The sequence below is a fragment of the Pantoea sp. ACRSC genome, from assembly GCF_022346785.1.
GTDB classification, from domain to species: domain Bacteria; phylum Pseudomonadota; class Gammaproteobacteria; order Enterobacterales; family Enterobacteriaceae; genus Pantoea; species Pantoea alvi.
Window position 1 is genome coordinate 68,115 of sequence record NZ_JAKRNN010000010.1, and the last position, 24,213, is coordinate 92,327.

A 24,213-nucleotide genomic window follows, 5' to 3' on the forward strand; every position below is an offset into this window, starting at 1 on the left:
ATGACCGATTATCTGCTGCTGTTTGTAGGCACTGTGCTGGTGAACAACTTCGTTCTGGTGAAATTTCTTGGCCTCTGCCCCTTTATGGGCGTTTCCAAAAAACTGGAAACGGCGATTGGCATGGGCCTGGCGACCACCTTCGTCATCACCCTGGCGTCGATTTGCGCCTGGCTGGTGAACCACCTGATTCTGGTGCCGCTCGATCTCGTTTATCTGCGTACCATGGCCTATATCCTGGTGATCGCCGTTGTGGTGCAGTTCACCGAAATGGTGGTGCGCAAAACCAGCCCGTCGCTCTATCGGCTGCTCGGCATCTTCCTGCCGCTGATCACCACTAACTGCGCGGTGCTCGGCGTGCCGCTGCTCAGCGTCAACCTGAACCATACCTTTCTGCAGGCGGCGCTTTACGGCTTTAGCGCCTCGCTCGGCTTCTCGCTGGTGATGGTGCTGTTCGCCGGCATGCGCGAGCGTCTGGTGCTGGCTAACGTGCCCGCGCCTTTTAAAGGCTCCTCTATTGCGCTGGTGACCGCTGGCCTGATGGCGCTGGCGTTTATGGGCTTTACCGGTCTGGTGAAATTCTGATGACTGCGATCTGGATTGCCATTATCGTTCTGAGCGCGCTGAGCCTGGTGTTTGGCGCCCTGCTGGGCTACGCCTCACGCCGCTTTGAGGTTGAAGAAGATCCCATCGTCGAGCAGATTGACGAGCTGCTGCCGCAAAGCCAGTGCGGCCAGTGCGGCTATCCCGGCTGCCGTCCCTATGCGGACGCGGTGGGCAACAACGGCGAGGCGATCAACAAGTGCGCGCCAGGCGGCGAGCAGACGATGCTCAAGCTGGCGGCGCTGCTGAACGTCGAGCCTCAGCCGATCGACGGCGATGAAACGGCGAAAGAGCCGGTGCGCACCGTCGCCTGGATCGATGAAGCGAACTGCATCGGCTGCACCAAATGTATCCAGGCCTGTCCGGTCGACGCCATTGTCGGCGCGACGCGCGCCATGCACACCGTGCTGAGCGACGTCTGCACCGGCTGCGATCTCTGCGTCGCGCCCTGTCCTACCGACTGCATCGAGATGCGTCCAGTGGCCACGACCACCGCCAACTGGAAGTGGGATCTTGAAACCATTCCTGTACGGGTGATCCCGGTAGAAAGTCATGCTTAATCTGTTGAATATCTTTCGTAAAGAGAAGCTCTGGGATTTCGAGGGCGGCATTCATCCGCCGGAGATGAAAACCCAGTCGAACGGCACGCCGCTGAGCCAGCTGCCGCTGCCGAACCATTTTATTATTCCGCTGAAGCAGCATATCGGTCATGAAGGCGAGATTTGCGTTGCGCCGGGCGATCGCGTGCTGCGTGGCCAGCCGCTGACCTTCGGCACCGGCCGCATGCTGCCGGTGCATGCGCCCACCTCCGGCACCATCGACGCCATTGGCCAGCATATGACCGCGCATCCCTCTGGGCTGTCGGAGCTGTGCATTTTTATGTCGCCGGACGGCGAGGATCGCTGGGCACGTCTGGAGCCGATGGCGGACTACCGCCAGCGCGAACGCGCCGCTATTGTGCAGCGCATTCATGACGCGGGCGTCGCCGGTCTTGGCGGCGCGGGCTTCCCCACCGGCACTAAACTGCGCGGCGGGCTGCGCGGCGTAAAGACCCTGATTATCAACGCCGCCGAGTGCGAGCCCTATATCACCGCCGACGATCGCCTGATGCAGGACTACGCCGCCGAGGTGCTGGAAGGCTGCCGTATCCTCGCCTGGGTGTTGCAGGCCGAGCGCGTGCTGATCGGCATTGAAGATAACAAGCCGGAAGCGATCGCCGCACTCAAACAGGCGCTGGGCGGCGAGCGCGATCTGCACATCCGCGTGATCCCCACCAAATATCCCTCCGGTGGTGCGAAGCAGCTGACCAAAATTCTTACCGGGATGGAAGTGCCGCACGGCGGACGCTCTACCGATATCGGCGTGCTGATGCAGAACGTCGGCACCGCCTGGGCGGTGAAGCGCGCGGTGATTGACGGCGAGCCGCTGACCGAGCGCGTTGTAACCCTGACCGGCGAGGCGATTGCGCAGCCGCGCAACGTCTGGAGCCGCATCGGCACCCCGATCAGCCATCTGCTGCACCAGGTCGGCTTTACCCCCGCGCCGCGTCAGATGGTGATTATGGGTGGTCCGCTGATGGGCTTTACCCTGCCATCCCTTGACGTGCCGGTGGTGAAGATCACCAACTGCATTCTCGCCCCATCCGCCAGCGAAATGGGCAACAACGACGAGGAGCAGTCCTGTATTCGCTGCTCCGCGTGCGCCGACGCCTGCCCGGCCAATCTGCTGCCGCAGCAGCTCTACTGGTACAGCCAGGGCGGCGATCACGATAAAGCGCGCGCCCACCATATTGACGACTGCATTGAGTGCGGCGCCTGCGCCTGGGTCTGCCCGAGCAATATTCCGCTGGTGCAGTACTACCGCCAGGAGAAGGCGGAACTGCGCGCCATCGATCTTGAGGCGAAGCGCACCGCCGAGGCGAAAGCGCGCTTCGAGGCGCGCCAGGCGCGACTGGAACGTGAGAAGCTGGCGCGCGAAGCGAAGCATGAACAGGCGAAGCAGCGCGTTGCGCGCAGCGACGAAGGCGAACTGGCCGCTGCCCGCGAACGCGTTATGGCGAAGCGGCAGGCGGCAGGCGAAGTCGATCCGGCGGTAGAAGAAGCGCAGCGTCAGGCGCGTCATGCACAGGCGCGTCTGCGCCAGGCAGAAGCGCAGGCGGAAACCCAGCCGGTGACGCGTCAGACCGACGACCCGCGCAAGGCGGCGGTGGAAGCCGCTATCGCCCGCGCCAAAGCGAAGAAAGCTGCCGAGGCGCAGGTATCAGCGGGCACGCCAACCGAGGAAACTAAGTCGGTCGAGGATGCACCCTCGGCTGACCCGCGCAAGGCGGCGGTAGAGGCCGCTATCGCCCGCGCCAGAGCGAAGAAAGCTGCCGAGGCGCAGGCATCAGCCGGCACGCCAACCGAGGAAACTAAGTCGGTCGACGATGCACCCTCAGTCGACCCGCGCAAGGCGGCGGTCGAAGCCGCTATCGCCCGCGCCAGAGCGAAGAAAGCTGCCGCGGCGCAGGCATCAGCGGGCACGCCGACTGAGGAAACTAAGTCGGTCGACGATGCACCCTCAGTCGACCCGCGCAAGGCGGCGGTCGAAGCCGCTATCGCCCGCGCTAAAGCGAAGAAAGCTGAGGCAGCACAGGCGGCAGCCGGCACGCCCACCGAAGAGGTTCAGCCGGTCGACGATGCACCGCCGGCTGATCCGCGCAAGGCGGCGGTAGAGGCCGCCATCGCCCGCGCTAAAGCGAAGAAAGCTGAGGCAGCACAGGCGGCAGCCGGCACGCCCACCGAAGAGGTTCAGCCGGTCGACGATGCACCGCCGGCTGATCCGCGCAAGGCGGCGGTAGAAGCTGCCATCGCCCGCGCCAAAGCGAAGAAAGCCGCTGCGGCACAGGCATCAGAAAAGGACGTCGTGACCCTCGACGTTGCAAACAGTGATGCGCGTCCGTCGGAAGACGCGCGCAAGGCAGCCGTCGCTGCCGCTATCGCCCGGGCAAAAGCGCGTAAAGCGCAGCCGCCGTCGACGTTTGAGGAATAAATGGCTTTTCGTATCGCAAGTTCTCCTTATACCCATAACCACCGCAGCACCGGCAATATTATGTTGCTGGTGGTGCTGGCGGCCGTACCCGGCTTCGCCGCGCAGTGGTATTTCTTCGGCTACGGCAGCGTACTGCAGGTGCTGCTGGCGGTGCTGACCGCATGGCTGGCGGAAGCGGCCATTCTGCGCCTGCGCAAGGCGCCAGTCGGTCCCAGCCTCGCGGATAACTCTGCGCTGCTTACCGCCGTGCTGATCGGCATCAGCCTGCCGCCGCTCGCCCCCTGGTGGCTGGTGGTAATCGGCACCCTGTTCGCTATTGTGATCGCCAAGCAGCTTTACGGCGGTTTAGGACAGAACCCCTTTAATCCGGCGATGGTCGGCTATGTGGTGCTGCTGATCTCCTTCCCGGTGCAGATGACCAGCTGGCTGCCGCCCGACGCGCTTCAGGTGGTGAAACCCGGCCTGTTCGATTCCCTGAGCATGATCTTTACCGGCCATACGCTGGCGGGCGATACCATGCAGCAGCTGCAGCTCGGCGTCGACGGCGTCAGCCAGGCGACGCCGCTGGATAACTTTAAAACTGGCCTGCGCGCCGGGCACAGCGCAGAGCAGCTGCTGGCGCAGCCGATCTATAGCGGCGTGCTGGCGGGTCTCGGCTGGCAGTGGATTAACCTCGGCTATCTGGCTGGCGGCCTGTTTCTGCTGTGGAAGAACGCCATTCGCTGGCATATTCCGGCGGCGATGCTGCTGTCGCTGGCGTTCTGCGCCACCCTGGGCTGGCTCATCTCACCTGAGAGCCTGAACACGCCGCTGATTCACCTCTTTTCCGGCGCGACCATGCTCGGGGCGTTTTTTATCGCCACCGACCCGGTTACCGCCTCCACCACCAACCGCGGGCGCCTGCTCTACGGCGCGCTGATTGGTCTGCTGGTGTGGCTGATCCGCAGCTTTGGCGGCTATCCCGACGGCGTCGCCTTTGCCGTGCTGCTGGCGAATATCTGCGTGCCGCTGATCGATTACTACACGCAGCCGCGCGTTTACGGCCATCGCAAGGAGTGATCGATGCTTGAGACTATCCGTAAAAACGCCGTCACCCTGGCACTCTTCGCGGTGTTTACCACCGGCCTGACCGCCGTGGTGAACTACGTGACCAAACCGACCATTAGCCATCAGACGGCGCTGAACCAGAAAAACCTGCTGGATCAGGTGGTGCCGGTAGATCTGTACGATAATCAGATCCAGCGCGAATGTTACCTTGTCACCGACCCCGCACTGGGCAGCACCGCCCCGCACCATCTCTATCTGGCGCGCAAAGGCGATACGCCGGTAGCGGCTGCGCTTGAGACCACCGCGCCGGACGGCTATTCTGGCGCGATACAGATGCTGGTCGGCGCCGATTTTCACGGCAAGGTGCTGGGCGTGCGCGTTATTGAACATCACGAAACCCCCGGCCTGGGCGACAAGATCGAGCTGCGGATTTCAGACTGGATCAACAGCTTTAACGGCAAAGTGGTGCACGGCGCCGATGACAAAGCCTTTGCGGTGAAGAAGGATGGCGGCGAGTTCGACCAGTTTACCGGCGCCACCATTACGCCACGCGCGGTGGTCAACGCCACTAAGCGCACCGCGCTACTGATTGAAACGCTGAGCGGCAAGGTCTCGTCGCTGCCCGAATGTGGAGACGCAAATGAGTGAAGCCAAAAACCTGCTGGTAGGCGGCCTGTGGAAAAACAACTCGGCGCTGGTGCAGCTGCTGGGGCTCTGTCCACTGCTGGCCGTCACCTCGACGGCGACCAACGCGCTGGGCCTCGGTCTGGCGACCACGCTGGTGCTGACCATTACCAACAGCGCCATTTCCGCCTCGCGCCGCTGGGTGCCGTCAGAAATCCGCATCCCAATCTACGTCATGATTATCGCCTCGGTGGTGAGCTGCGTGCAGATGCTGATCAACGCCTACGCCTATGGCCTTTATGAGTCGCTCGGCATCTTTATTCCGCTGATCGTCACCAACTGTATCGTGGTCGGCCGCGCCGAGGCGGTCGCCTCGAAGAGCAGCATTCCCCTTGCCGCGCTGGATGGCTTCGCGATTGGCATGGGTGCCACCTGCGCCATGGTCACGCTCGGCTCGATTCGCGAGCTGATCGGCAGCGGCACGCTGTTTAACGGCGCGGATCAGCTGCTCGGCCCCTGGGCCAGGGCGCTGCGCATTGAGGTGGTACACTTCGACTCGCCGATGCTGCTGGCGATGCTGCCGCCGGGCGCCTTTATCGGACTCGGTATGCTGCTGGCCGCAAAATACCTGATCGATCAGAAAATGAAACAGCGCGCCGCGCGCCGCGCCGCTGAAGCCGCGGCCGCCGAGCCGCACGCGCCAGCCGGGAAAGCAGTGTGAATCAGGCGAAGCGCAGAGAGATCCTCAGCCGGCTGCGGGACAATAACCCGCACCCCACCACCGAGCTCAATTTCACCTCGCCGTTTGAGCTGCTGATCGCCGTGCTGCTGTCGGCGCAGGCGACTGACGTCAGCGTCAACAAGGCGACCGCGAAGCTCTATCCGGTCGCCAGTACGCCCGCCGCGATGCTGGCGCTGGGCGTAGAGGGGGTGAAGGAACATATCAAAACCATCGGCCTCTATAACAGTAAAGCTGAGAATGTGATTAAGACCTGCCGCATTCTGCTGGAGCAGCACGGCGGCGAGGTGCCAGAAGATCGCGCCGCGCTGGAGGCGCTGCCCGGTGTCGGGCGTAAGACCGCCAACGTGGTGCTGAACACCGCCTTCGGCTGGCCGACCATCGCCGTGGACACCCATATTTTCCGCGTCAGCAACCGCACCCGCTTCGCGCCAGGGAAAAACGTGGAAGAGGTCGAGGCGAAGCTGCTGAAGGTGGTGCCCGCCGAATTTAAGGTGGATTGCCACCACTGGCTGATCCTGCATGGCCGCTACACCTGCGTTGCGCGCAAGCCGCGCTGCGGTGCCTGCCTGATTGAAGATCTGTGCGAGTTTCCTGAGAAGACAGAAATTTAACGGGCGCGGGCGCGCCCCATGATAAATCAGCCAGAAGACGAACGCTTTGCCGGTGATTTAACGGGCGCGCCCGTGATAAATCTGCCAGAAGGCGAACGCTCTGCCGACGATGTAACGGGCGCGAACGCGCCCGTAATGCCTTAGCGCCCTGCCAGCGCCGCCTGTAGCCAGGCGATCGCCAGCGGCGAATCTTTTTTCTGCAGCGCGGCCCGCTCCGACTGAAACAGGGTTGCGACAAAGAAAGGATGATCGATCAACTCTATGCCGCGCACATCCCCTGCAGCATCCCATGAGGTAATACGCAAATTCTGCCCTTCCAGCGCCTCGCTAAATGCCGGATTGACGCCGAAATTACAGTGGTAGCCCTCATCGCTTGACTGCGCGCCATAGGCTTCGGCGATGCGCGATCCCGGCGCAAACCTGACTTCGCCCCGCTGCTCTACCAGCGAACAGCTAAGCGGCGCGATCACCATGCGGCCGCCCTCGTCGGTCTCGGCGTGGTTCGCATCCTGCCAGCCCAGCACGTTGCGGGCATACTCGATCACCGCATACTGAAATCCCCCGCAGGATCCGAGAAACGGCTGACGCTGCTCCCGCGCCCAGCGAATGGTTTCAAAGACCTTCTCATCGTTTTGATAGGGGCTTCCCGGTACGACCCAGACGGCGTCGCAGCGGCGCACGGCGCTCAGATCGCCGAGCCGATCGGTAGCAAGCCAGCGAAAGCTGACCTCAGTGCCCAGACGGGCGGCGGCGCGTTCAATAGCCAGAGGAATGGCCTGATGCGCTACGGCGCTGGCGCGATAGTCACCCACCAGCGCCAGCTGTAAAGAAGCTGCCATATTTACGTCCTGTAGATGGAAATTTCGAGGTTAGCGGATCGTTAAATTGATGTCGAGACGGTAAAATTCGCATTTTAATCTTCGCCGTTGCCGCCGGCAAAAACCCTTTCTTCTTTTACCTTATGAATTAATTGGCGATTCTGTGCGGAGGATCAACTTTTGCCCGTCCACTTTCATTAATGTAAGCCCTGGTGGTGGTTTGTTGCTCCAGTTAGCTGATAAATAGACCGTATCCAACATAATAGGCTGGTTGATTATCGAACTGCGGCACCTTAGCCTGTGAAATCATCCGCAAGCAGCTTATACGGTTATTGTGGTCCCCTGCCGGTGAATAACAAACGTTTATTCTGGTAGAATTAACGCAGCTGAAATTAAAACCCAACTAACCACGGTCAATCGGTTTTTAAAGCTCACATAGCCCGGGCTTTTCAGCATTCAAAAAATTCTTGCCCTGATGCGCGTTATCAGCCACATTAGGCGCCGCTTTTCCCTACTAATAACAATGTCGCGCATGGAATCCTGACATGACGCGGACTTATTTCCTGTCGTAAAACAGGGTACGCGAAAAACTGAGGTACACGTGTCAACTGCAAACAAACACACCGATGAGGCCGTTAGCCTCAATGCGTTCAAACAGCCGAAGGCCTTCTACCTGATCTTCTCGATTGAGTTATGGGAGCGCTTCGGTTTCTACGGCCTGCAGGCCATCATGGCTGTTTATCTGGTTAAACAGCTGGGCATGACGGAAGCGGATTCCATTACCCTCTTCGCCTCGTTTAGCGCGCTGGTTTATGGCCTGGTGGCTATCGGCGGCTGGCTGGGGGACAAGGTGCTGGGCACCAAGCGCGTTATCGTGCTGGGGGTTATTGTGCTGGCGCTGGGCTACGCGCTGGTCGCCTTCTCCGGCCATCACGTCGGCATGGTCTATGTCGGCATGGCTACCATCGCGGTGGGCAGCGGGCTGTTTAAAGCGAACCCGTCTTCGCTGCTCTCTACCTGCTATGAGAAAGATGACCCGCGCCTCGACGGCGCCTTCACCATGTTTTACATGTCAATCAACGTCGGCTCGCTTTTCTCCATGATGCTGACCCCCTGGCTGGCGGCGAAATATGGCTGGAGCGTGGCGTTTTCCCTGTCGGTTATCGGCCTGGTGATCACCCTCCTTAACTTCCTGTTCTGCAAAGGCCTGGTTAAAAACTACGGCTCAAAGCCGGACTTCGCGCCCCTTAACGTCAGCAAGCTGCTGATGACGCTGGTGGGCGTCGTGGTGCTGGTCGCCATCGCTACCTGGCTGCTGCACCACCAGACAATCGCGCGCATCACCCTGGGCGTGGTCGCACTGGGCATTATCCTGATCTTCGCCAAAGAAGCCTTCTCGCTGCAGGGTGCGGCGCGTCGCAAAATGATCGTGGCGTTTCTGCTGATGGTCGAGGCGATCGTCTTCTTTGTGCTCTATATGCAGATGCCGACCTCGCTTAACTTCTTTGCGATCCGTAACGTTGAGCACACCATTCTGGGCATCACCTTCGAACCAGAGCAGTTCCAGGCGCTTAACCCGTTCTGGATTATGCTGGCGAGTCCGCTGCTGGCGGCGGTCTACAACAAACTGGGCGACCGACTGCCAATGCCGTTTAAGTTCGCTATCGGTATGGTGCTCTGCTCGGCCGCCTTCCTGGTGCTGCCGCTGGGCGCGAAATTCGCCTCGGACGCCGGTATCGTCTCGGTTAACTGGCTGATCCTCAGCTATGCGCTGCAGAGCATCGGCGAGCTGATGATCTCGGGTCTCGGCCTGGCGATGGTGGCGCAGCTGGTGCCGCAGCGTCTGATGGGCTTTATCATGGGCTCCTGGTTCCTTACTACCGCCGGCGCGGCGATGATCGCCGGTAAAGTGGCGGGCATGATGGCGGTGCCGAAAGACGTCACCAATCCGCTCGCCTCGCTGGATATCTACAGCAGCGTCTTCCAGCAGATCGGCATCGTCACCGGCGTCATCGCCGTGCTGATGCTGCTGACCGCACCGCTGCTGAACCGTATGGTGCAGACGCCGCAGGCGGAGCTGAAAAAAGCGCAGGCCTGATCGTTCAGGTGATTTGCAGCCGGGCCATGCGCCCGGCTTTTTTTTATCCCTGTTCGGGCCGGGCGCAACGCATGATCGCGGTCACTGGCAATTCGGTGACGAGGCATTAAGCTGCAATGATCCTGTCGCAATCCGGAGGTCCGTGATGAAACTGTTCTGTAAGGCTGGCGCCTGCTCGCTCTCGCCGCATATCGTGCTGCGCGAGTGCGGGCTCGACTTCACGCAGGTTAATGTCGATCTGGTAAAAAAAGTCACCGAATGCAGCGAAGATTACTGGCAAATCAATCCCAAAGGCCAGGTACCGGCGCTGGAGCTGGATGACGGCACCCTGCTGACCGAAGGCGTGGCGATTGTGCAATACCTGGCGGACCTGAAGCCCGATCGCCAGCTGCTGGCCCCGGTCGGCAGCCTGACGCGCTATCACACGCTGGAGTGGCTCAGCTTTATCAGCAGCGAGCTGCATAAAACCTTTACGCCGCTGTTTAAGCCCGATACGCCCGACGGCTACAAGCCCCTGCTGCGCGCCCGGCTGGAGCAGCAGTTTCGCTTCGTCAACAAGGCGCTGCAGGACAAGCAGTGGCTGATGGGGCTGCGCTTCAGCGTGGCGGACGCTTATCTGTATGTGATGGTGCGCTGGGCGCGCGCGCTGAAGCTGGATGGGCTGTCGGCGCTGGAAGCCTGGTTTGAGCGGGCGTCTCAGCGGCCTGCGGTGCAGGCGGCACTGAAGGCGGAAGGCCTGGCGTAACTGTCGGGGCCGATACGATATCGGCCCCGCGCGTTTAGAGCGCCTCGGCGGCGAAATGGTGGGTCGGCTGGGCGATAGCGTCCTGCGCCGCCACCAGCTGCAGCTCATATTCGCCCATCGCGTGCGTGGTCAGCATCACCTCATACACCGCGGCGGTCACGTGCTCCAGCGCCTGCTTCAGATCCTTGCCGTGCAGCAGATTGACCAGCAGCAGGCCGCTGGTCAGGTCGCCGACGCCGACCGGCTGACGTACGCCGAAGTCCACCAGCGGACGGCTGATATGCCAGGCCTCTTCCGCGGTGACCAGCAGCATTTCAAAGCGGTCGCTGCGGCGTCCGGCGCGCGCCAGATGTTTCACCAGCACCACGCGCGGGCCCTGCGCAATCAGCGCGCGCGCCGCCGCAATCGCCTCTTCTACGCTGGTCACGCTGCGCTCGCTGAGCATCTCCAGCTCCAGCAGATTCGGCGCGATAATGTCGCTGGCGGGCATGGCGTATTTACAGTGATACTCCGCCACGCCGGGCGCGACGATGCACCCTTTCTCAGGATGTCCCATCACCGGATCGCAAAAGAACCAGGCGTCCGGGTTGGCCGCTTTCACCATGCGGACGATCTCCAGGATCTGTTCGCCCTGCTCAGCCGAGCCCAGATAGCCGCTCAGCACCGCGTCGCAGGTTTTTAGCCGGTCAATATCGCTGATGCCTTTGACGATCTCCGTCAGGTGCGTTGCGGGCATTACCGTGCCCGTCCAGTGACCATACTGGGTGTGGTTAGAGAACTGTACGGTGTTGAGCGGCCAGACGTTGGCCCCCATGCGCCGCATCGGAAATTCGGCGGCGGCGTTGCCGGCGTGGCCGAATACCACATGCGACTGAATTGCGAGAATGTTTTTCATTATGTTCTGAACTGCCTTGCCCTTGCCTGCCATAAAAAAGGGCCGGAGACCGGCCCTGAAGCGCTTACTGCCAGACGATCAGGCAGTAGTGTTTTTTCCCGCGACGCAGCAGCGTATAGCGGCCAAACAGCTTGTCGCTGTCGCTGAAGCGGTATTCCGCATTTGACTGCTTCTCGCCGTTAATGGTCACGGCGTTGGAGCCAATCATGGTGCGTGCCTGACCGCGTGACGGCACCAGCTCGGCATTCACCAGCGCCTGCTGCAGGTCATCTTCTGCGCTCAGCTGCACGGTCGGCATGCCGTCCTGCGCCAGCTGCTCAAAGTCCGCTTCGGTCATATCGCTCAGCGCGCCCGAGAAGAGGCTTTCGGTAATGCGCTTCGCTGCCGCCAGACCCGCTTCGCCATGCACCATACGGGTGACGTTTTCCGCAAGCACATACTGCGCACGCGGCGCTTTACCGCTGTTTTTGTCTTCTTCTTCCAGCGCGTTGATCTCGTCAAGGCTGAGGAAGGTGAAGAACTTCAGGAAGCGGTAGACGTCGGCGTCCGCCGTATTGATCCAGAACTGGTAGAACTTGTAAGGGCTGGTTTTCTTAGCATCGAGCCACACCGCGCCGCCTTCGGTTTTACCAAACTTGGTGCCGTCCGATTTGGTGATCAGCGGCACCGTCAGGCCGAAGACCTGGTTCTGATAGAGACGACGCGTCAGGTCGATACCGGAGGTGATATTGCCCCACTGATCGGACCCGCCAATCTGCAGCGACACGCCGTAACGCTTGTTCAGCTCGGCGAAGTCGTAGCCCTGCAGCAGGTTGTAGGAGAACTCGGTAAAGGAGATCCCCTGGTCGTCGCGGTTCAGGCGCTGTTTGACCGCTTCTTTGTTAATCATTTGATTGACAGAGAAGTGCTTGCCGATATCGCGCAGGAAGGTCAGCACGTTCATGCCGCCGAACCAGTCGTAGTTGTTTGCGGCGATAGCGCTGTTGTCACCGCAGTCAAAATCGAGGAAGGGCGCGACCTGCCTGCGGATCTTCTCCACCCACTCGCCCACGGTTTCGCTGGTGTTGAGTTTACGTTCTGCTGCTTTAAAGCTGGGATCGCCGATCAGACCGGTGGCACCACCCACCAGCGCGACCGGCTTGTGTCCGGCATCCTGAAAACGTTTCAGGCAGAGCAGCGGCACCAGATGGCCCAAATGCAAGCTGTCCGCGGTCGGATCGAAGCCGCAATAGAGGGAGACAGGCCCTTGCGCCAGTCGCTCTGCTAACGCTTCCTCATCCGTTACCTGGGCGATTAAGCCCCGTTCCTGCAATTGTTGTATCAGGTTACTGCTGGTCATCACTGACTCCAAATTGATCAGACTGCACCTATGCTGGTACACAGCTTTCCGCTGAGTGCGGAAGAAAAAAAAGAGGGCTATAGCATAAAGCGCTGGCGACTTCTGTGCCAGCGCTGAGAGAGGAGAAAAACGCTGTTTTACGGGGCTAAGCGGTCGATTTTCCAGCCGTTGTCGTCGCGCTGGTAGAGGAAACGGTCGTGCAGGCGATGCTCGCCGCCCTGCCAGAACTCCATGGTGTCAAATTTTACCCGGTAGCCGCCCCAGAAGCTCGGCAGCGGCACCTCGCCCTGCTGGAACTTCTGCTTCAGCTCGAGGAATTTCCCCTCCAGCACGCCGCGCGCCGAAATCCGGCTCGACTGGCGCGAAACCCAGGCGCCAATCTGGCTGTCGCGCGGACGGCTGTGAAAATATTTCAGTACCTCCAGCGACGACAGCTTTTCAACTTCGCCCAGCACCATCACCTGACGCTCAAGGAAGTGCCACGGGAAGTGCAGCGAAATGCGCGGGTTGTTGGCCAGCTGCTGCGCCTTGCGGCTGCCGAGATTGGTATAGAACACCAGGCCGCTGCTGTCGTAGTGCTTGAGCAGCACAATGCGCTGGTAAGGCTGCCCCCGCTCGTCCACCGTCGCCACGGTCATGGCGGTGGGATCGGGCAGCTGCGCCTCACACGCCTGGCGCAGCCAGGTTTCAAACAGCGCCAGCGGCTGGTCTGGCAGATCTTTGCGACGCAGCCCACCGCGCGTATATTCACGGCGCAGGCTGGCGATATCTTGCAGAGTAAAAGGAGTGCTCATAGCGGTTACTCAACATGTACAGGCTGGCTGGCAGGCTGCAATTCACAGTCGTTAACGACGATTTTATCGTCGCGTTCGATAAAGGCGGTGTCGCCTTTGCTCCAGAATACATATTTTCCGTCGCTATAGCGCGCGCCCGAGGCGGAGCTTGCCTGCTTCAGCGTTAAAGGCTGCCCGTCCATGATAAAGCTGACCTGCTCGCTGGCGTTGTCGAGCGTGACGGTCAGCGGCAGGGTGCCGCAGCGGTAGTGCAGCGTTTGCGGCGCTTCTGCCTGTTTGTGCAGCAGGCCGCAGCCGCTCAGCAGCAGCGCGGCGGCCAGCGTTAACCCCTGTTTCATCGTAATTCTCCTTACTGTCAGTAAAACGGATTAGCCGGATAGATAGCGCCGAGCACGCTTTTTTCAGCCGCGCCGGTTACGGCGGGCAGATTACCGGGCAGGCCGGAGAGCGTGCGGCTGGCAAGCCAGGCGAATGCCAGCGCCTCCATATCGTCGCCGCGAATGCCCGCGGCGTCGGTGGTGGTCACTTCGGTTCCCGCCAGCAGCGCGGCAAGGCGCGCCATCAGCAGCGGATTGCGGCCGCCGCCGCCGCACACCAGCAGCCGGTCGCAGCCGTCGTTGAGCTGCACCTGATGGGCGATGGTCACGGCGCTCAGCTCGGTCAGGGTCGCCTGCACATCCTGCGGTGCCAGGCCGGGGAACCTTTGTAGCTGACGCTCAACCCAGCCGAGATTGAAATATTCACGGCCGGTGCTTTTCGGCGGCGGCAGCGCAAACCAGGGATCGCGCAGCATCTGCTCCAGCAGCGCGGGCACCACTTTGCCACTGCGCGCCCAGCACGCATCCTGGTCGAACGGCTTGCCCTGATGGCGCCAGATCCAGGCGTCGATCAGCATGTTGCCGGGACCGGTATCGAAGCCGCGCACCGGCTGTCCGGGGATCAGCAGCGACAGATTAGCGATGCCGCCGATATTGAGCACCATGCGACGCTCGACCGCATCCATCAGCAGCGCCTGATGAAACGCGGGTACCAGCGGCGCGCCCTGCCCGCCCAGCGCCATATCGCGGCGGCGGAAATCGCCGACCACGGTAATGCCGGTCGCTGCGACTATCTGATTATTATCGCCGATTTGCAGCGTGTTCGGCGCCTCGCTTTGCGGTTCATGCCAGACGGTCTGCCCGTGACAGCCGATGGCGACGATATCGCTCGGCTCCAGCGCTTCGCGCCGCATCAGGGTATTGACCGCGTCGGCGAACAGCCGGCCAAGGCGCGTATCGAGCTGGCCGAGCTGCGACAGCGTCAGCGACTGCCCCTGGCAGATCGCCAGGATCTGCTGACGCAGCTCGCCCGGCATCGGATGGCAGTAGCTCGCCTGCTGCGCCACCATGTGCTCGTCGATGGCGGCCAGCACCACGTCTACGCCGTCAAGGCTGGTACCTGACATAACGCCGATATAACGTCCTGATTTCATTCCTGGTCCTTACTGAGTGGCGGAAGTGCGATTCTACGCCCTTCAGTCTGGCAAATTCTCGCGTCTGATTCGACGACTACCTGCTATTTCCACCGACTTTAGGCAACAAATAACATTGCGCAACTTTTTTTGCCGTCAGGTTGAATTTTTGTTGATCGCCAATAGTCTATGCTTGGCTTCACCAGGTTTTACTCAGACTAAGATTAATTTGCTTTGTGTCTTATACTGTTTGCAGGATTTCGCGATACACATGGCGCATTGCTTAAGAAAGGAGTTACAAATGATCAAGCGTTTCGTTGCGGTCGCACTGGCTGGCATTACGCTGGCTGGCTGCACAAATACCAGTTCTCTGTCAGGCGATACCTACAGTGCCAGTGAGGCCAAACAGGTTCAGAGCGTGTCTTACGGCACGCTGGTGTCGGTCCGTCCGGTCAAGATTCAGGGCGGCGATGACAACAACGTGATCGGCGCTATCGGCGGCGCGGTGCTGGGCGGCTTTCTTGGCAATACCATCGGCGGCGGCACCGGACGCAGCCTGGCCACCGCAGGCGGCGCTATCGCCGGCGGCCTGGCGGGCCAGGGCGTTCAGGGTGCAGTGAATAAAACCGACGGCGTCGAGCTGGAAATTCGTAAGGACGATGGCAATACCATCATGGTGGTGCAGAAGCAGGCGGCCAGCCGCTACTCTGTTGGTCAGCGCGTGGCGCTGGCGTCCAACGGCAGCCAGATCACCGTTTCGCCGCGCTGATCGCTGCAGCCAAAAAAAACCGACGCCGCGGCGTCGGTTTTTTTATTTTTCCCGATGCTGCAGCTCGAGAATGTTTTTCTCCAAGCGGGCGATAAGCGTCACCACCTGGTTAATCTCTTCGCGGCTGATGCCGGCAAGAATATCATCGCGCGTCGCGTCGATAACGCTCTCTACCTGTTCGATAATCGGCTCCGCCTGACGCGTCAGCTTGATGCGCTTCGCGCGACGGTCGTTTGCGCAGGTCGAACGGGTAATCAATCCTTTCTCTTCCAGCTGATCCAGCGTACGCACCAGCGACGGCTGCTCAATGCCGATCGCCTTCGCCAGCTGAATCTGCGACTGTTCCGGGGGCAGCTGATGAATGTTATGTAGCGTGACCCAGTGCGTCTGCGTCAGTTCAAGCGGCTTCAGGCGCTGATCGATCAACGCGCGCCAGATGCGCACCAGGCGAGACAAATCCGTTCCAAGGGTCGTATCCATTTCATCTCCTTATAATTAGCTTGCTAGCTATCAAGCCTGATTTTACACTATTCTGCGAGTTTAAAGGACAAATTACAAACCCCAGGCGAAGCGGCAGCGCTTCATCGCCGTTTTTTGAGACCGGTATCTGGGTGATATCAGAAGGACGATGCGTGGCTATTTCTCTCTTTCATGCAGCTGGCCCCCTGACCGATCTGGTGTTCGGCGCCTCGCTGTTTTTTCCGCCGCTGTTTAAAGCGGTCCTGCTCGGCTTCTTCTTCTGGCTGATTCTTCATCCGCTGCTGCGCGGCTGGATTTACTCGGGCGAAATCTGGCACCCGACGCTGCTGGATCTCTCGCTTTTCGTGCTGTGCGTCGCCGCCGCGCTTTTTCTGCTGGGACAGGGATAATCCTATGAAATTCAATGCATTGAAATACTTCTCCACGCTATTCGTCTTCGCGGCCGCCCTGCTGGCGGGCTGGTGGATGTGGAACTACTACATGCAGTCGCCCTGGACGCGAGACGGCAAAGTTCGCGCCGAGCTGGCGCAGGTCACCCCGCAGATATCGGCGCGCATCGTCTCGCTGGCGGTAAAAGATAATCAGTTTGTGCATCAGGGGCAGACGCTACTGACGCTGGATACCGTGCCCTGGCAGATCGCGCTGGACAACGCCGAGGCGCAGCTGGCGAAAGCCCAGGCCGATCTGGCGAAGGCGCAGCACGAGGCCCGCCGCCGCGCCAGCCTGCCGCGCAATATTATTTCGGCCGAAGATCTCGACGCCGCGCAGCTGAACGCCACCGCGATGGCGGCCAGCGCCAAAGCGGCGCAGGCGGCGCTGGATCAGGCGCGCTGGAACCTGCAGCAGACCACCGTAACGGCGCCGACCGACGGCTGGGTCAGCAACCTGACGCTGCGCGTCGGCGACTACGCCACCGCAGGAACGCCGCTCTTCGCGCTGGTGGACAGCCACTCCTACTACGTGATGGGCTATTTCGAAGAGACCAAGCTGCGCCATATTCGTCCCGGCGCGCCGGCGCAGATCGTGCTCTACAGCAACGGCGCGCGGCTGCAGGGCGAGGTAGAAAGCATCGGCCGCGCTATTTACGACCAGAGTATCGACAGCGACAGCGGGCTGGTGCCCGATATCAAACCAAATGTGCCCTGGGTGCGGCTGGCGCAGCGCGTGCCGGTGCGCATCCGCCTGGCGCAGATACCGGATAACCTGCCGCTGGTGGCGGGCACCACCTGCTCGGTCTCCATTCAGCCGTGAGCGCGTCATGAATCTGCACTGGCTGGCGTGGGACCAGCTGCCCTGGCTCAGGGCGAACGCCAACCAGTGGCGCTACGCGCTGCGTAACGCCATCGCGATGTGCCTGGCGCTCAGCATCGCCTACGCGCTCGATCTGGATGAGCCTTACTGGGCGATGACCTCGGCGGCGGTGGTCGGCTTCCCCACCGTCGGCGGCGCGATAAGCAAGAGCCTGGGTCGCATCGTCGGCAGCCTGATGGGCGCCGGCGCCGCGCTGCTGATCGCCGGCCATACCCTTAACGACCCCTGGCTGTTCACCTTTTTTATCGCCGGCTGGCTGGCGTTCTGCACCGGCATCGCCAACCACTATCAGAACAACGTGGCCTACGCCTTTTCGCTGGCGGGCTACACCGCGGCGATTATTGTCTTCAGCAGCGTCGACCTTACCGATGCGACGGATCTCTGGAACCTGACGCAGGCGCGCGTCTGCGAGGTGATTTCAGGCATTCTGTGCGCTGGCTTTATGATGATGGTGCTGCCGAGCACCTCAGACGGCGAGGCGCTGATCGACTCGCTGCAAAAAATGCATACGCGCCTGCTGGAGCACGCCGGCCTGCTGCTGCAGCCTGCCGAAATGGACAACGTGCGCGCCGCCCATGAAGCGGTTATCAGCCAGATTCTCACCATGAACCTGCTGCGCATTCAGGCGTTCTGGAGCCACTATCGCTTTCGTCGCCAGAACAATGTGTTGAACTACGTGCTGCACCAGCAGCTACGCCTGACCAGCGTGCTCTCCAGCCTGCGGCGCATGCTGCTTAACTGGCCTGACGCGCCGCAGCCGCTTTACGACGCCATCGAGGCGCTGATGCAGGAGCTGGCCAGCGCACAGTGCGATAAGTACCGGCTGGCGCAGATTCTGCGCAGTATCACGCCCGCTGCCGACGGCGATTACCGCCAGCGTGCCTTTTGCCAGCGCCTGCGCGGCTTCTGCTGGATCTATCTCGACGTCAGCCGCTGGATCCGCCTGCTCGCTCGCGCCGACGCCGATACCCGCTTTCAGCCGCCGCGCGTGCCCTCGCTGGCGCGGGAGAGCGACAGCGCCGAAGCGGGCTGGAGCGCGCTGCGCACCTTTTGCGCCATCGTGACGGGCTGCGCTTTCTGGATCGCTACCCAGTGGTCAGCCGGCGCGGCGGCGCTGACGCTGACCGCCATCGCCTGCGTGCTCTACTCCTCTGCGCCGTCGCCCAGCGGTAGCGTCACGCTGCTGCTGAAGACGCTGCTCTGGCTGTCGCTGTTCAGCTTTGTGATGAAGTTCGGGCTGATGGTGCAGATCTCCCAGCTGTGGCAGTTTCTGCTGTTTCTGTTCCCGCTGCTGCTGACGCTGCAGCTGTTTAAGCTGCAGCAAAAGCAGCGCGCCGCGCTCTGGGGCCAGTTTATCGTTTTTATGGGCTCATTTATCGCGGTGACCAATCTGCCGGTCTGGGACTACGCCGACTTCCTTAACGACAATATCGCCAGGGTATGCGGCGTGATGCTCGCCTGGCTGGCGTTTCAGCTCCTGCGTCCCAGCTCCGACGCGCGCCGCAGCCGCCGCCATATCCGGGCGCTGCGCATGGCCTTTCTCGATCAGCTGCGCCGCCGTCCCCGCCTGAGCGAAAGCCGTTTTGAATCGCAAATCTATCACCGCATCAGCCAGCTGAGCAGCAGCCGCGACGAGCAGGCGCGCGTCTGGCTGCTGCGCTGGGGCGTGGTGCTGCTGAACTGTTCGCATATCGTCTGGCAGCTGCGTGACTGGCAGCCCGCCTCGGCCACGCTGGCGCAGATGCGTGAGGCGAGCCTGCAGGATTTGCAGCGCATTATGAGCGCGCGCGGCGTGCGGCACAGCTCGCTCGATCAAACGCTGACGACGCTGGAGGAGATGATCCGCCAGCTGGTGGCGGAGGGCGACGTGGAGGCCAGTACGCTGGCGGGGATATTATGGCGCCTGCGCTGTTCGCTGGCGCAGCTGCAACAGGCGGTGCCGGAATAGCTATTTGCAGTACTGCAGCTGCTGGCGTTCGAAATCAGCCTGCAGCTGCGCCAGAGTCTTACGCTGCTCAAAGCGGGTTTTATCGTTGGCAGACATCGGCTCAATGACCAGCTCGCGCTCTTCCGGCGAGTAGATGAAACGCCGCCGGATTTCGCTGCCGGTAAAGCTTTTGCCGATAATGCTGCCGCACACCATGGTCATGCTGGTGCGGTAGACCGCCGTTTGCTCGAAGTTGGTTTCGGTGGCGCTGCGCAAGATATACTCACAGCCCTTCTCTTCAAGCCGTTTCCGCGTACTACGGCTCAGCCACTCGCGTCCTTTCGCGATATCTTCGCACTCGGCGCGCGCCGGACTGGCGTCGATGGTGCGCTGAAGCTGACGTCCTGCTTCAGTCCTGAGCTGGGTTTCATTGGGTTGATCGCAGCCCCCCAGCAGCAGACAGAGCAGCAGTGCGCCCGTTTTCTTCATTCCTTTTCTCCTTTGATCGCGCCAGATGAAAGTGTCCAGAATCAGTATCATAGGCGGTAAATCATCAGGAGAACATAGCCGGGAACTAAACTAAATGATAATAAAACGGCTCCCGTCAGGAGCCGTGGGTGAACGGGCGATCAGATCACGCCGCAGGCGTAGCGCCCGCCGCCGCCGCCAAGCGGCTGTGGATGGTCGCTGTGGTTGTCGCCGCCGACATGCACCATTAACGCCTTGCCCTTGATGTCATCCAGAGATTTCAGCCGCGGCGCCAGCACTGGCCAGGCGGCGCTGCCTTTCTCATCGACGTAGATCGCCGGCAGATCGCCGAGATGGCCCTCGCCGTAGGGACCGAGATGCTTGCCGGTTTTTTGCGGATCGAGATGGCCGCCCGCCGCGCCCGCCGCGACCTTTTTGCCTTCAGATTCGCCCGGCTCGCAGCTACCGTTGGCGTGTACGTGAAAGCCGTGCACGCCGGGTGCCAGGCCGCTCAGCTTCGGCGTAAACAGCAGGCCATATTTCGTCTGCTCAATATCGACCGTGCCGATCGCCTCGCCGATGCCCTCGGCGCTCACTTTATGCAGGGTGACCTCTTGCGCCAGCGCACTGCCGGCCAGGCCGCCGCTTATCGCTAACAGCCACGCTAAGACCGATTTTTTCATTATCGCTTGCCTCTTATCTCCCACAGGGTGTGATAAGCCTGGCCGCAATTCTCCATTCCCGCTTCTGTTTGACACAGCTTTACGCTTCAGGGCACATCGTAACCCAGCGCCGCTTTGCGGATGCGGAACCACTGCTGGCGATCCAGCGTGACGCCGAGCGCCGCCACCGCTTCGCTGACGCGTTCAGGGTTGCCGGAGCCGATAATCGGCAGCGGCTGGCTCGGCAGCGCCAGCACCCAGGCGTAAACCACCTGCGCCAGGCTGGCGGCACCGGTTTCGCGGCGCACCTGTTCCAGTTCGTCGCGCAGCGGCTGATAGTGCGGATCCTGAAACAGCTCGCCGCCGCCCAGACAGGACCACGCCATCGGCCGCAGGCGCAGCTGCTGACACTGATCGAGCGTACCGTCCAGCAGAACGTTTTGCTGAATCGGCGAAATCTCCACCTGATTGGTGACCAGCGTAAAGGGCAGCCGCGACTGCAGCAATGCGAACTGCGATGGCGTAAAGTTTGAGACGCCAAAGTGCAGCACCTTGCCGCTCTGGTGCAGCGCCAGAAACGCCTCGGCCACCGCGTCGGCGTTCATCAGCGGATCGGGGCGATGGATCAGCAGCAGATCGAGCCGGTCGGAGGCAAAATGGCGCAGCGAGTTCTCCGCGCTCTGCACGATATGGGCTTTGTCGGTGATGTAGTGTCCGATCTGATGCTCTGGCTTCGCGCGCGTGGCGATGCCGCATTTAGTGACGATCTGCAGGCGATCGCGCAAGCCGGGCGATAGCCGCAGCGCCTCGCCAAAGGCGGCTTCGCAGCGGTAATCGCCATAGATATCGGCGTGATCCACCGTGGTAATGCCTAGCGAGAGATGATGTTCGATAAAGCTGACGCGCTGCTGCGGGCTCATTCCCCACTCCATCAGGCGCCAGTAGCCCATTATCAGCGGAGAGAAAGCGGGCCCCTGCGGCGAAATCTGTTGCGCTTGTAGCATAGTGAATCCCTGTGTTTACCCTTTCAGTCAGTGTCAGGGAGTATAACGAAAAGCGGTCAGAACAGGGATGGCTGCTGCGGTTCGGCATCATCCTCCGGCTTCTGCTGGCGCAGCAGACGCAGGCGACGCTGATAGCAGAGGCGCAGCACGTCGCGCTTCTGGGCGTCGCTAAATTTCATCCAGTTAAAACGTTCATCGCGGCTGCGCAGGCAGCCGATGCAGTAGCCGCGCGCATCCACCTGGCAGATGCCGCGACAGGGACTGGGTACCGGGAAAAACTCAAGTTGCTCCGCCACAGGATCTCCGCATCGCTCAATCTCTCTGTTAAAGATAGCTCAAGACGCCGGCGTTTCTCACTGTCGTCAGCGCGGCAGGTCACTAAATGTAACTAATTAGTTTGGTTAATATTGAAATACCGCGCATAGTGTTGAGCCTTTGTTAAGGTTTCCCCAGGTTATTACCTTTAACCTGTGTTAGCGATCATTTGTTTTTTACTGGAAGCTCATACGGTTGAAAAGTTACGCTGTCACGAAAGCACCTTTAATCTGGCTATTTCCCTTTTCTTTGCACTGGTCCTGAACGGCTTATTTCTGTTCCGCGCCTGGGAACGTATTCCTTATACATCTCTTCACGATTACTTTTTTGCCGCCAGCCTGCCTGTGGTGCTGACGGCAGCGTTCGGCCTGATCTTTAACCTGATCGCCTGGCCCTATATGCGCAAGCCGCTGCTCGCCCTGCTGATCCTGACGAGCGCGGCGGCTAACTATTTTATGTTTAGCTTCGGCACCGTTATCGATACCAATATGGTACAGAACGTTTTCGAAACCGATCTGCAGGAGTCCACCGCGCTGCTCAGCCGCAACGCCGTTATCTGGGTGCTGCTGATGGGCGTCGTGCCGACCATCGTCATGCTTATGACGCGTTTCAAGCGCCGCGACTGCTGGTGGATGAATCTCGCCTGGCGCGCGCTGTTTATGGCGATGTCGCTCGGGATCATCCTGCTGATGGCGCTGCTTTTTTATAAAGATTACGCCTCGCTGATCCGCAACAACAAAGGGCTGATCAAAATGGTGACGCCAGCCAATATCGTCAGCGGCACCGGTCACTACGTTAACAATCGCTGGATGAAAGGGAGTCAGGCCTGGGTGCATATCGGGCAGGACGCGCATAAAGGGCCGACCATCTCGGCCGGGCAGAAAAAAACGCTGGTGGTGCTGGTGGTGGGCGAAACCGCCCGCGCCGAAAACTTTTCGCTCGGCGGCTACGCGCGCGAAACCAACCCGCAGCTGAAAAAGCAGAAGGTCATTTACTATCCGCAGGCGACCTCCTGCGGCACGGAAACGGCTATCTCCGTGCCCTGCATGTTCTCTAATATGCCGCGCGCCCACTACGACGCGAATCTGGCGCACCACCAGGATGGCGTGCTGGATATCCTGGGTCACGCGGGCGTCAGCGTGCTGTGGCGCGAAAATGACGGCGGCTGCAAAGGCGCCTGCGATCGCGTGCCGCACAGCGATATGACGCTGTGGAAGCTGAACGCCTGGTGTCAGGACAACGCCTGCCTGGACGAGGTGCTGCTGCACCGGCTGGATAACTACGCCCACGGCCTGAATAACGACGGTATCATCGTGCTGCATCAGATGGGCAGCCACGGCCCCGCCTACTATCGTCGCTATCCGCCGCAGTTCCGCCAGTTTACCCCGACCTGCGACAGCAAACAGATTCAGGACTGCGACCCTCAGGCGCTGATAAATACCTACGATAACTCCCTGCTCTACAGCGACGATATGCTCAGCCGCACCATCGATATGCTGAAGGGGCTGAGCGACCGCTTTAACGTGGCGCTGGTCTATCTCTCCGATCACGGCGAATCGCTCGGCGAGCACGGCATGTATCTGCACGGCGCGCCCTATCTGTTTGCGCCCTCTCAGCAGACGCATATTCCTCTGCTGCTGTGGATGTCGGACGATTACGCCAAAACCTACCGCATTAATCAGGCCTGTTTGCGCCAGCAGGCGCCGACGGCGGCGGTGTCGCAGGACAACCTGTTTCATACGCTGCTGGGGATGTTCGACGTGCAGACCCGCGAATATCAGCCGCAGCTCGACATGATCAGAACGTGCCGAAACGCGGCGTAAGCGTTGCATCTGACCGACTGGTCTACTACCTTAAGCGCCATGAACAAGACGCTGCAACGCAATGAAACCCGTGAACATCTGCTCGCTACCGGCGAGCAGCTCTGTCTGCAGCGCGGTTTCACCGGAATGGGACTCAGCGAGCTGCTGACGCTGGCGGAGGTGCCGAAAGGCTCTTTCTACTACTATTTCCGCTCGAAAGAGGCGTTTGGCGTGGCGCTGCTGGAGCGCTACTTTATCCAGCTGCATCAGCAGGTGGAGGCGCAGCTGCAGCACGGCGAAGGTACGCCGCGCGAGCGGCTGCTGGCACATTTCCGTCAGGCTGAGCAGCTCTTCAGCCAACAGGGGCATATCGTCGGCTGCCTGGCGGTAAAGCTCTCTGCTGAAGTCTGCGATCTCTCTGAGCCTATGCGCAACGCCCTGCAGCACGGCGCCAGCCGCATTATTGCGGCTTATGCGCAAACGCTGGAAGCGGCGCTGCAGCAGGAGACGATGAAGCTGCCGCACGCGCCGCAAGAGATGGCGGAAGTGATCTATATTCTCTGGCTAGGCGCCAGCCTGCAAAGCAAGCTTTCACGCGAGCCGCAGCCGCTGCGCCTGGCGTTAAGCACCCTTGAACAGTGGCTGCAAACCCACTGATTTTAAAAACGCCGTTTTATAGCAG

The 24,213-nt window shown here is 60.7% G+C and carries 26 protein-coding genes; 15 read left to right on the forward strand and 11 right to left on the reverse strand.

Features of this window, described 5'->3' with window-relative positions:
- Genes rsxA through nth form a run of 7 tightly spaced genes read left to right on the forward strand, consistent with a single transcriptional unit; the run spans window position 1 to window position 6,654 of the window.
- The gene (gene rsxA, locus MHZ97_RS11680; RefSeq protein WP_033747388.1) at window positions 1-582 is read left to right on the forward strand and encodes an electron transport complex subunit RsxA; all 582 of its coding nucleotides are present in this window, start codon (window positions 1-3) and stop codon (window positions 580-582) included.
- Window positions 582-1,160, forward strand: coding sequence for an electron transport complex subunit RsxB (gene rsxB, locus MHZ97_RS11685; protein ID WP_103795657.1), 579 nt, complete (start codon window positions 582-584; stop codon window positions 1,158-1,160). The genes rsxA and rsxB overlap by 1 nt, the downstream gene beginning before the upstream one ends.
- Window positions 1,153-3,630 (forward strand): electron transport complex subunit RsxC, encoded by a 2,478-nt coding sequence (gene rsxC / locus MHZ97_RS11690; RefSeq protein WP_239314620.1) that lies wholly within the window; start codon window positions 1,153-1,155, stop codon window positions 3,628-3,630. Before rsxB ends, rsxC begins: the two co-directional genes overlap by 8 nt.
- Window positions 3,631-4,689, forward strand: a complete 1,059-nt coding sequence (gene rsxD / locus MHZ97_RS11695; RefSeq protein WP_239314619.1) for an electron transport complex subunit RsxD — start codon at window positions 3,631-3,633, stop codon at window positions 4,687-4,689.
- Between the two features lie 3 nt (window positions 4,690-4,692).
- Window positions 4,693-5,325, forward strand: coding sequence for an electron transport complex subunit RsxG (gene rsxG, locus MHZ97_RS11700; protein ID WP_103795654.1), 633 nt, complete (start codon window positions 4,693-4,695; stop codon window positions 5,323-5,325).
- The gene (locus MHZ97_RS11705; protein WP_103795653.1) at window positions 5,318-6,022 is read left to right on the forward strand and encodes an electron transport complex subunit E; all 705 of its coding nucleotides are present in this window, start codon (window positions 5,318-5,320) and stop codon (window positions 6,020-6,022) included. The genes rsxG and MHZ97_RS11705 overlap by 8 nt, the downstream gene beginning before the upstream one ends.
- A complete protein-coding gene (nth, locus tag MHZ97_RS11710; protein WP_103795652.1) occupies window positions 6,019-6,654 on the forward strand; it encodes an endonuclease III in 636 nt (211 codons plus the stop codon). Before MHZ97_RS11705 ends, nth begins: the two co-directional genes overlap by 4 nt.
- 140 nt (window positions 6,655-6,794) lie before the next feature.
- Here nth and MHZ97_RS11715 read toward each other — a convergent pair whose 3' ends face one another.
- Window positions 6,795-7,493 carry a CTP synthase gene (locus MHZ97_RS11715; RefSeq protein ID WP_239314618.1) on the reverse strand — a complete coding sequence of 233 codons (699 nt, stop codon included), beginning with the start codon at window positions 7,491-7,493 and terminating at the stop codon, window positions 6,795-6,797.
- A gap of 580 nt (window positions 7,494-8,073) precedes the next feature.
- Here MHZ97_RS11715 and dtpA point away from each other — a divergent pair.
- The gene (gene dtpA, locus MHZ97_RS11720; RefSeq protein WP_103795650.1) at window positions 8,074-9,570 is read left to right on the forward strand and encodes a dipeptide/tripeptide permease DtpA; all 1,497 of its coding nucleotides are present in this window, start codon (window positions 8,074-8,076) and stop codon (window positions 9,568-9,570) included.
- 145 nt (window positions 9,571-9,715) lie between these two features.
- The gene (gene gstA / locus MHZ97_RS11725) at window positions 9,716-10,315 is read left to right on the forward strand and encodes a glutathione transferase GstA (RefSeq protein ID WP_239314617.1); all 600 of its coding nucleotides are present in this window, start codon (window positions 9,716-9,718) and stop codon (window positions 10,313-10,315) included.
- 34 nt (window positions 10,316-10,349) lie between these two features.
- Here the strand turns inward: gstA and pdxY are convergent, their stop codons facing one another.
- The 5 genes from pdxY to anmK form a co-directional block, all read right to left on the reverse strand.
- Entirely contained in the window at window positions 10,350-11,210 is an 861-nt protein-coding gene (pdxY, locus tag MHZ97_RS11730) for a pyridoxal kinase PdxY (RefSeq protein ID WP_103795648.1), read from the reverse strand.
- 64 nt (window positions 11,211-11,274) lie between these two features.
- On the reverse strand, window positions 11,275-12,549 hold the full coding sequence (tyrS, locus tag MHZ97_RS11735; protein ID WP_103795647.1) for a tyrosine--tRNA ligase: 1,275 nt from the start codon (window positions 12,547-12,549) through the stop codon (window positions 11,275-11,277).
- Between the two features lie 137 nt (window positions 12,550-12,686).
- Entirely contained in the window at window positions 12,687-13,343 is a 657-nt protein-coding gene (gene pdxH / locus MHZ97_RS11740) for a pyridoxamine 5'-phosphate oxidase (RefSeq protein WP_239314616.1), read from the reverse strand.
- Between the two features lie 5 nt (window positions 13,344-13,348).
- Entirely contained in the window at window positions 13,349-13,681 is a 333-nt protein-coding gene (locus MHZ97_RS11745; protein ID WP_103795645.1) for an MliC family protein, read from the reverse strand.
- Window positions 13,682-13,698: 17 nt separating this feature from the next.
- Window positions 13,699-14,814: an anhydro-N-acetylmuramic acid kinase gene (anmK, locus tag MHZ97_RS11750; RefSeq protein WP_103795644.1), complete on the reverse strand. Its 1,116-nt coding sequence runs from the start codon at window positions 14,812-14,814 to the stop codon at window positions 13,699-13,701.
- A gap of 280 nt (window positions 14,815-15,094) precedes the next feature.
- Here anmK and slyB point away from each other — a divergent pair, with 280 nt between their 5' ends.
- A complete protein-coding gene (gene slyB, locus MHZ97_RS11755) occupies window positions 15,095-15,562 on the forward strand; it encodes an outer membrane lipoprotein SlyB (protein ID WP_103795643.1) in 468 nt (155 codons plus the stop codon).
- 42 nt (window positions 15,563-15,604) lie between these two features.
- Here the strand turns inward: slyB and slyA are convergent, their stop codons facing one another.
- Entirely contained in the window at window positions 15,605-16,042 is a 438-nt protein-coding gene (gene slyA, locus MHZ97_RS11760; protein WP_103795642.1) for a transcriptional regulator SlyA, read from the reverse strand.
- Window positions 16,043-16,194: 152 nt separating this feature from the next.
- Here slyA and MHZ97_RS11765 point away from each other — a divergent pair, with 152 nt between their 5' ends.
- From MHZ97_RS11765 to MHZ97_RS11775, 3 genes are read left to right on the forward strand one after another with little or no spacing between them, the layout of a single operon-like run.
- Window positions 16,195-16,431: a DUF1656 domain-containing protein gene (locus MHZ97_RS11765; RefSeq protein ID WP_103795641.1), complete on the forward strand. Its 237-nt coding sequence runs from the start codon at window positions 16,195-16,197 to the stop codon at window positions 16,429-16,431.
- A 4-nt stretch (window positions 16,432-16,435) separates the two neighbouring features.
- A complete protein-coding gene (locus MHZ97_RS11770) occupies window positions 16,436-17,293 on the forward strand; it encodes an HlyD family secretion protein (protein WP_239314615.1) in 858 nt (285 codons plus the stop codon).
- A gap of 7 nt (window positions 17,294-17,300) precedes the next feature.
- Window positions 17,301-19,301, forward strand: a complete 2,001-nt coding sequence (locus tag MHZ97_RS11775) for an FUSC family protein (protein WP_239314614.1) — start codon at window positions 17,301-17,303, stop codon at window positions 19,299-19,301.
- Here the strand turns inward: MHZ97_RS11775 and MHZ97_RS11780 are convergent, their stop codons facing one another.
- From MHZ97_RS11780 to MHZ97_RS11795, 4 genes are all read right to left on the reverse strand, one after another.
- Window positions 19,302-19,769: a hypothetical protein gene (locus MHZ97_RS11780; RefSeq protein WP_103795638.1), complete on the reverse strand. Its 468-nt coding sequence runs from the start codon at window positions 19,767-19,769 to the stop codon at window positions 19,302-19,304.
- A 140-nt stretch (window positions 19,770-19,909) separates the two neighbouring features.
- Window positions 19,910-20,431 carry a superoxide dismutase [Cu-Zn] SodC gene (sodC, locus tag MHZ97_RS11785; RefSeq protein ID WP_239314613.1) on the reverse strand — a complete coding sequence of 174 codons (522 nt, stop codon included), beginning with the start codon at window positions 20,429-20,431 and terminating at the stop codon, window positions 19,910-19,912.
- Between the two features lie 86 nt (window positions 20,432-20,517).
- A complete protein-coding gene (locus MHZ97_RS11790; RefSeq protein ID WP_239314612.1) occupies window positions 20,518-21,414 on the reverse strand; it encodes an aldo/keto reductase family oxidoreductase in 897 nt (298 codons plus the stop codon).
- 56 nt (window positions 21,415-21,470) lie between these two features.
- Entirely contained in the window at window positions 21,471-21,710 is a 240-nt protein-coding gene (locus MHZ97_RS11795; RefSeq protein ID WP_103795635.1) for a DUF1289 domain-containing protein, read from the reverse strand.
- A gap of 198 nt (window positions 21,711-21,908) precedes the next feature.
- On the opposite strand from MHZ97_RS11795, the gene eptA reads away from it, so the two are divergent.
- Window positions 21,909-23,552: a phosphoethanolamine transferase EptA gene (eptA, locus tag MHZ97_RS11800; RefSeq protein WP_239314656.1), complete on the forward strand. Its 1,644-nt coding sequence runs from the start codon at window positions 21,909-21,911 to the stop codon at window positions 23,550-23,552.
- A gap of 39 nt (window positions 23,553-23,591) precedes the next feature.
- Window positions 23,592-24,188, forward strand: coding sequence for a TetR/AcrR family transcriptional regulator (locus tag MHZ97_RS11805; protein ID WP_239314655.1), 597 nt, complete (start codon window positions 23,592-23,594; stop codon window positions 24,186-24,188).
- Window positions 24,189-24,213 lie beyond the last annotated feature (25 nt).

Excerpts from the sequence above, each read along its gene's own strand:
- anmK (WP_103795644.1), bottom strand. The coding sequence starts at position 14,814 with ATGAAATCAGGACGTTATATCGGCGTTATGTCAGGTACCAGCCTTGAC.
- MHZ97_RS11745 (WP_103795645.1), bottom strand. The coding sequence starts at position 13,681 with ATGAAACAGGGGTTAACGCTGGCCGCCGCGCTGCTGCTGAGCGGCTGC.
- rsxB (WP_103795657.1), top strand. The coding sequence starts at position 582 with ATGACTGCGATCTGGATTGCCATTATCGTTCTGAGCGCGCTGAGCCTG.
- rsxA (WP_033747388.1), top strand. The coding sequence starts at position 1 with ATGACCGATTATCTGCTGCTGTTTGTAGGCACTGTGCTGGTGAACAAC.
- pdxH (WP_239314616.1), bottom strand. The coding sequence starts at position 13,343 with ATGAGCACTCCTTTTACTCTGCAAGATATCGCCAGCCTGCGCCGTGAA.
- slyB (WP_103795643.1), top strand. The coding sequence starts at position 15,095 with ATGATCAAGCGTTTCGTTGCGGTCGCACTGGCTGGCATTACGCTGGCT.
- MHZ97_RS11770 (WP_239314615.1), top strand. The coding sequence starts at position 16,436 with ATGAAATTCAATGCATTGAAATACTTCTCCACGCTATTCGTCTTCGCG.
- MHZ97_RS11715 (WP_239314618.1), bottom strand. The coding sequence starts at position 7,493 with ATGGCAGCTTCTTTACAGCTGGCGCTGGTGGGTGACTATCGCGCCAGC.
- pdxY (WP_103795648.1), bottom strand. The coding sequence starts at position 11,210 with ATGAAAAACATTCTCGCAATTCAGTCGCATGTGGTATTCGGCCACGCC.
- sodC (WP_239314613.1), bottom strand. The coding sequence starts at position 20,431 with ATGAAAAAATCGGTCTTAGCGTGGCTGTTAGCGATAAGCGGCGGCCTG.
- MHZ97_RS11805 (WP_239314655.1), top strand. The coding sequence starts at position 23,592 with ATGAACAAGACGCTGCAACGCAATGAAACCCGTGAACATCTGCTCGCT.
- tyrS (WP_103795647.1), bottom strand. The coding sequence starts at position 12,549 with ATGACCAGCAGTAACCTGATACAACAATTGCAGGAACGGGGCTTAATC.
- MHZ97_RS11790 (WP_239314612.1), bottom strand. The coding sequence starts at position 21,414 with ATGCTACAAGCGCAACAGATTTCGCCGCAGGGGCCCGCTTTCTCTCCG.
- gstA (WP_239314617.1), top strand. The coding sequence starts at position 9,716 with ATGAAACTGTTCTGTAAGGCTGGCGCCTGCTCGCTCTCGCCGCATATC.
- rsxC (WP_239314620.1), top strand. The coding sequence starts at position 1,153 with ATGCTTAATCTGTTGAATATCTTTCGTAAAGAGAAGCTCTGGGATTTC.
- MHZ97_RS11705 (WP_103795653.1), top strand. The coding sequence starts at position 5,318 with ATGAGTGAAGCCAAAAACCTGCTGGTAGGCGGCCTGTGGAAAAACAAC.
- rsxD (WP_239314619.1), top strand. The coding sequence starts at position 3,631 with ATGGCTTTTCGTATCGCAAGTTCTCCTTATACCCATAACCACCGCAGC.
- MHZ97_RS11780 (WP_103795638.1), bottom strand. The coding sequence starts at position 19,769 with ATGAAGAAAACGGGCGCACTGCTGCTCTGTCTGCTGCTGGGGGGCTGC.
- slyA (WP_103795642.1), bottom strand. The coding sequence starts at position 16,042 with ATGGATACGACCCTTGGAACGGATTTGTCTCGCCTGGTGCGCATCTGG.
- MHZ97_RS11775 (WP_239314614.1), top strand. The coding sequence starts at position 17,301 with ATGAATCTGCACTGGCTGGCGTGGGACCAGCTGCCCTGGCTCAGGGCG.
- rsxG (WP_103795654.1), top strand. The coding sequence starts at position 4,693 with ATGCTTGAGACTATCCGTAAAAACGCCGTCACCCTGGCACTCTTCGCG.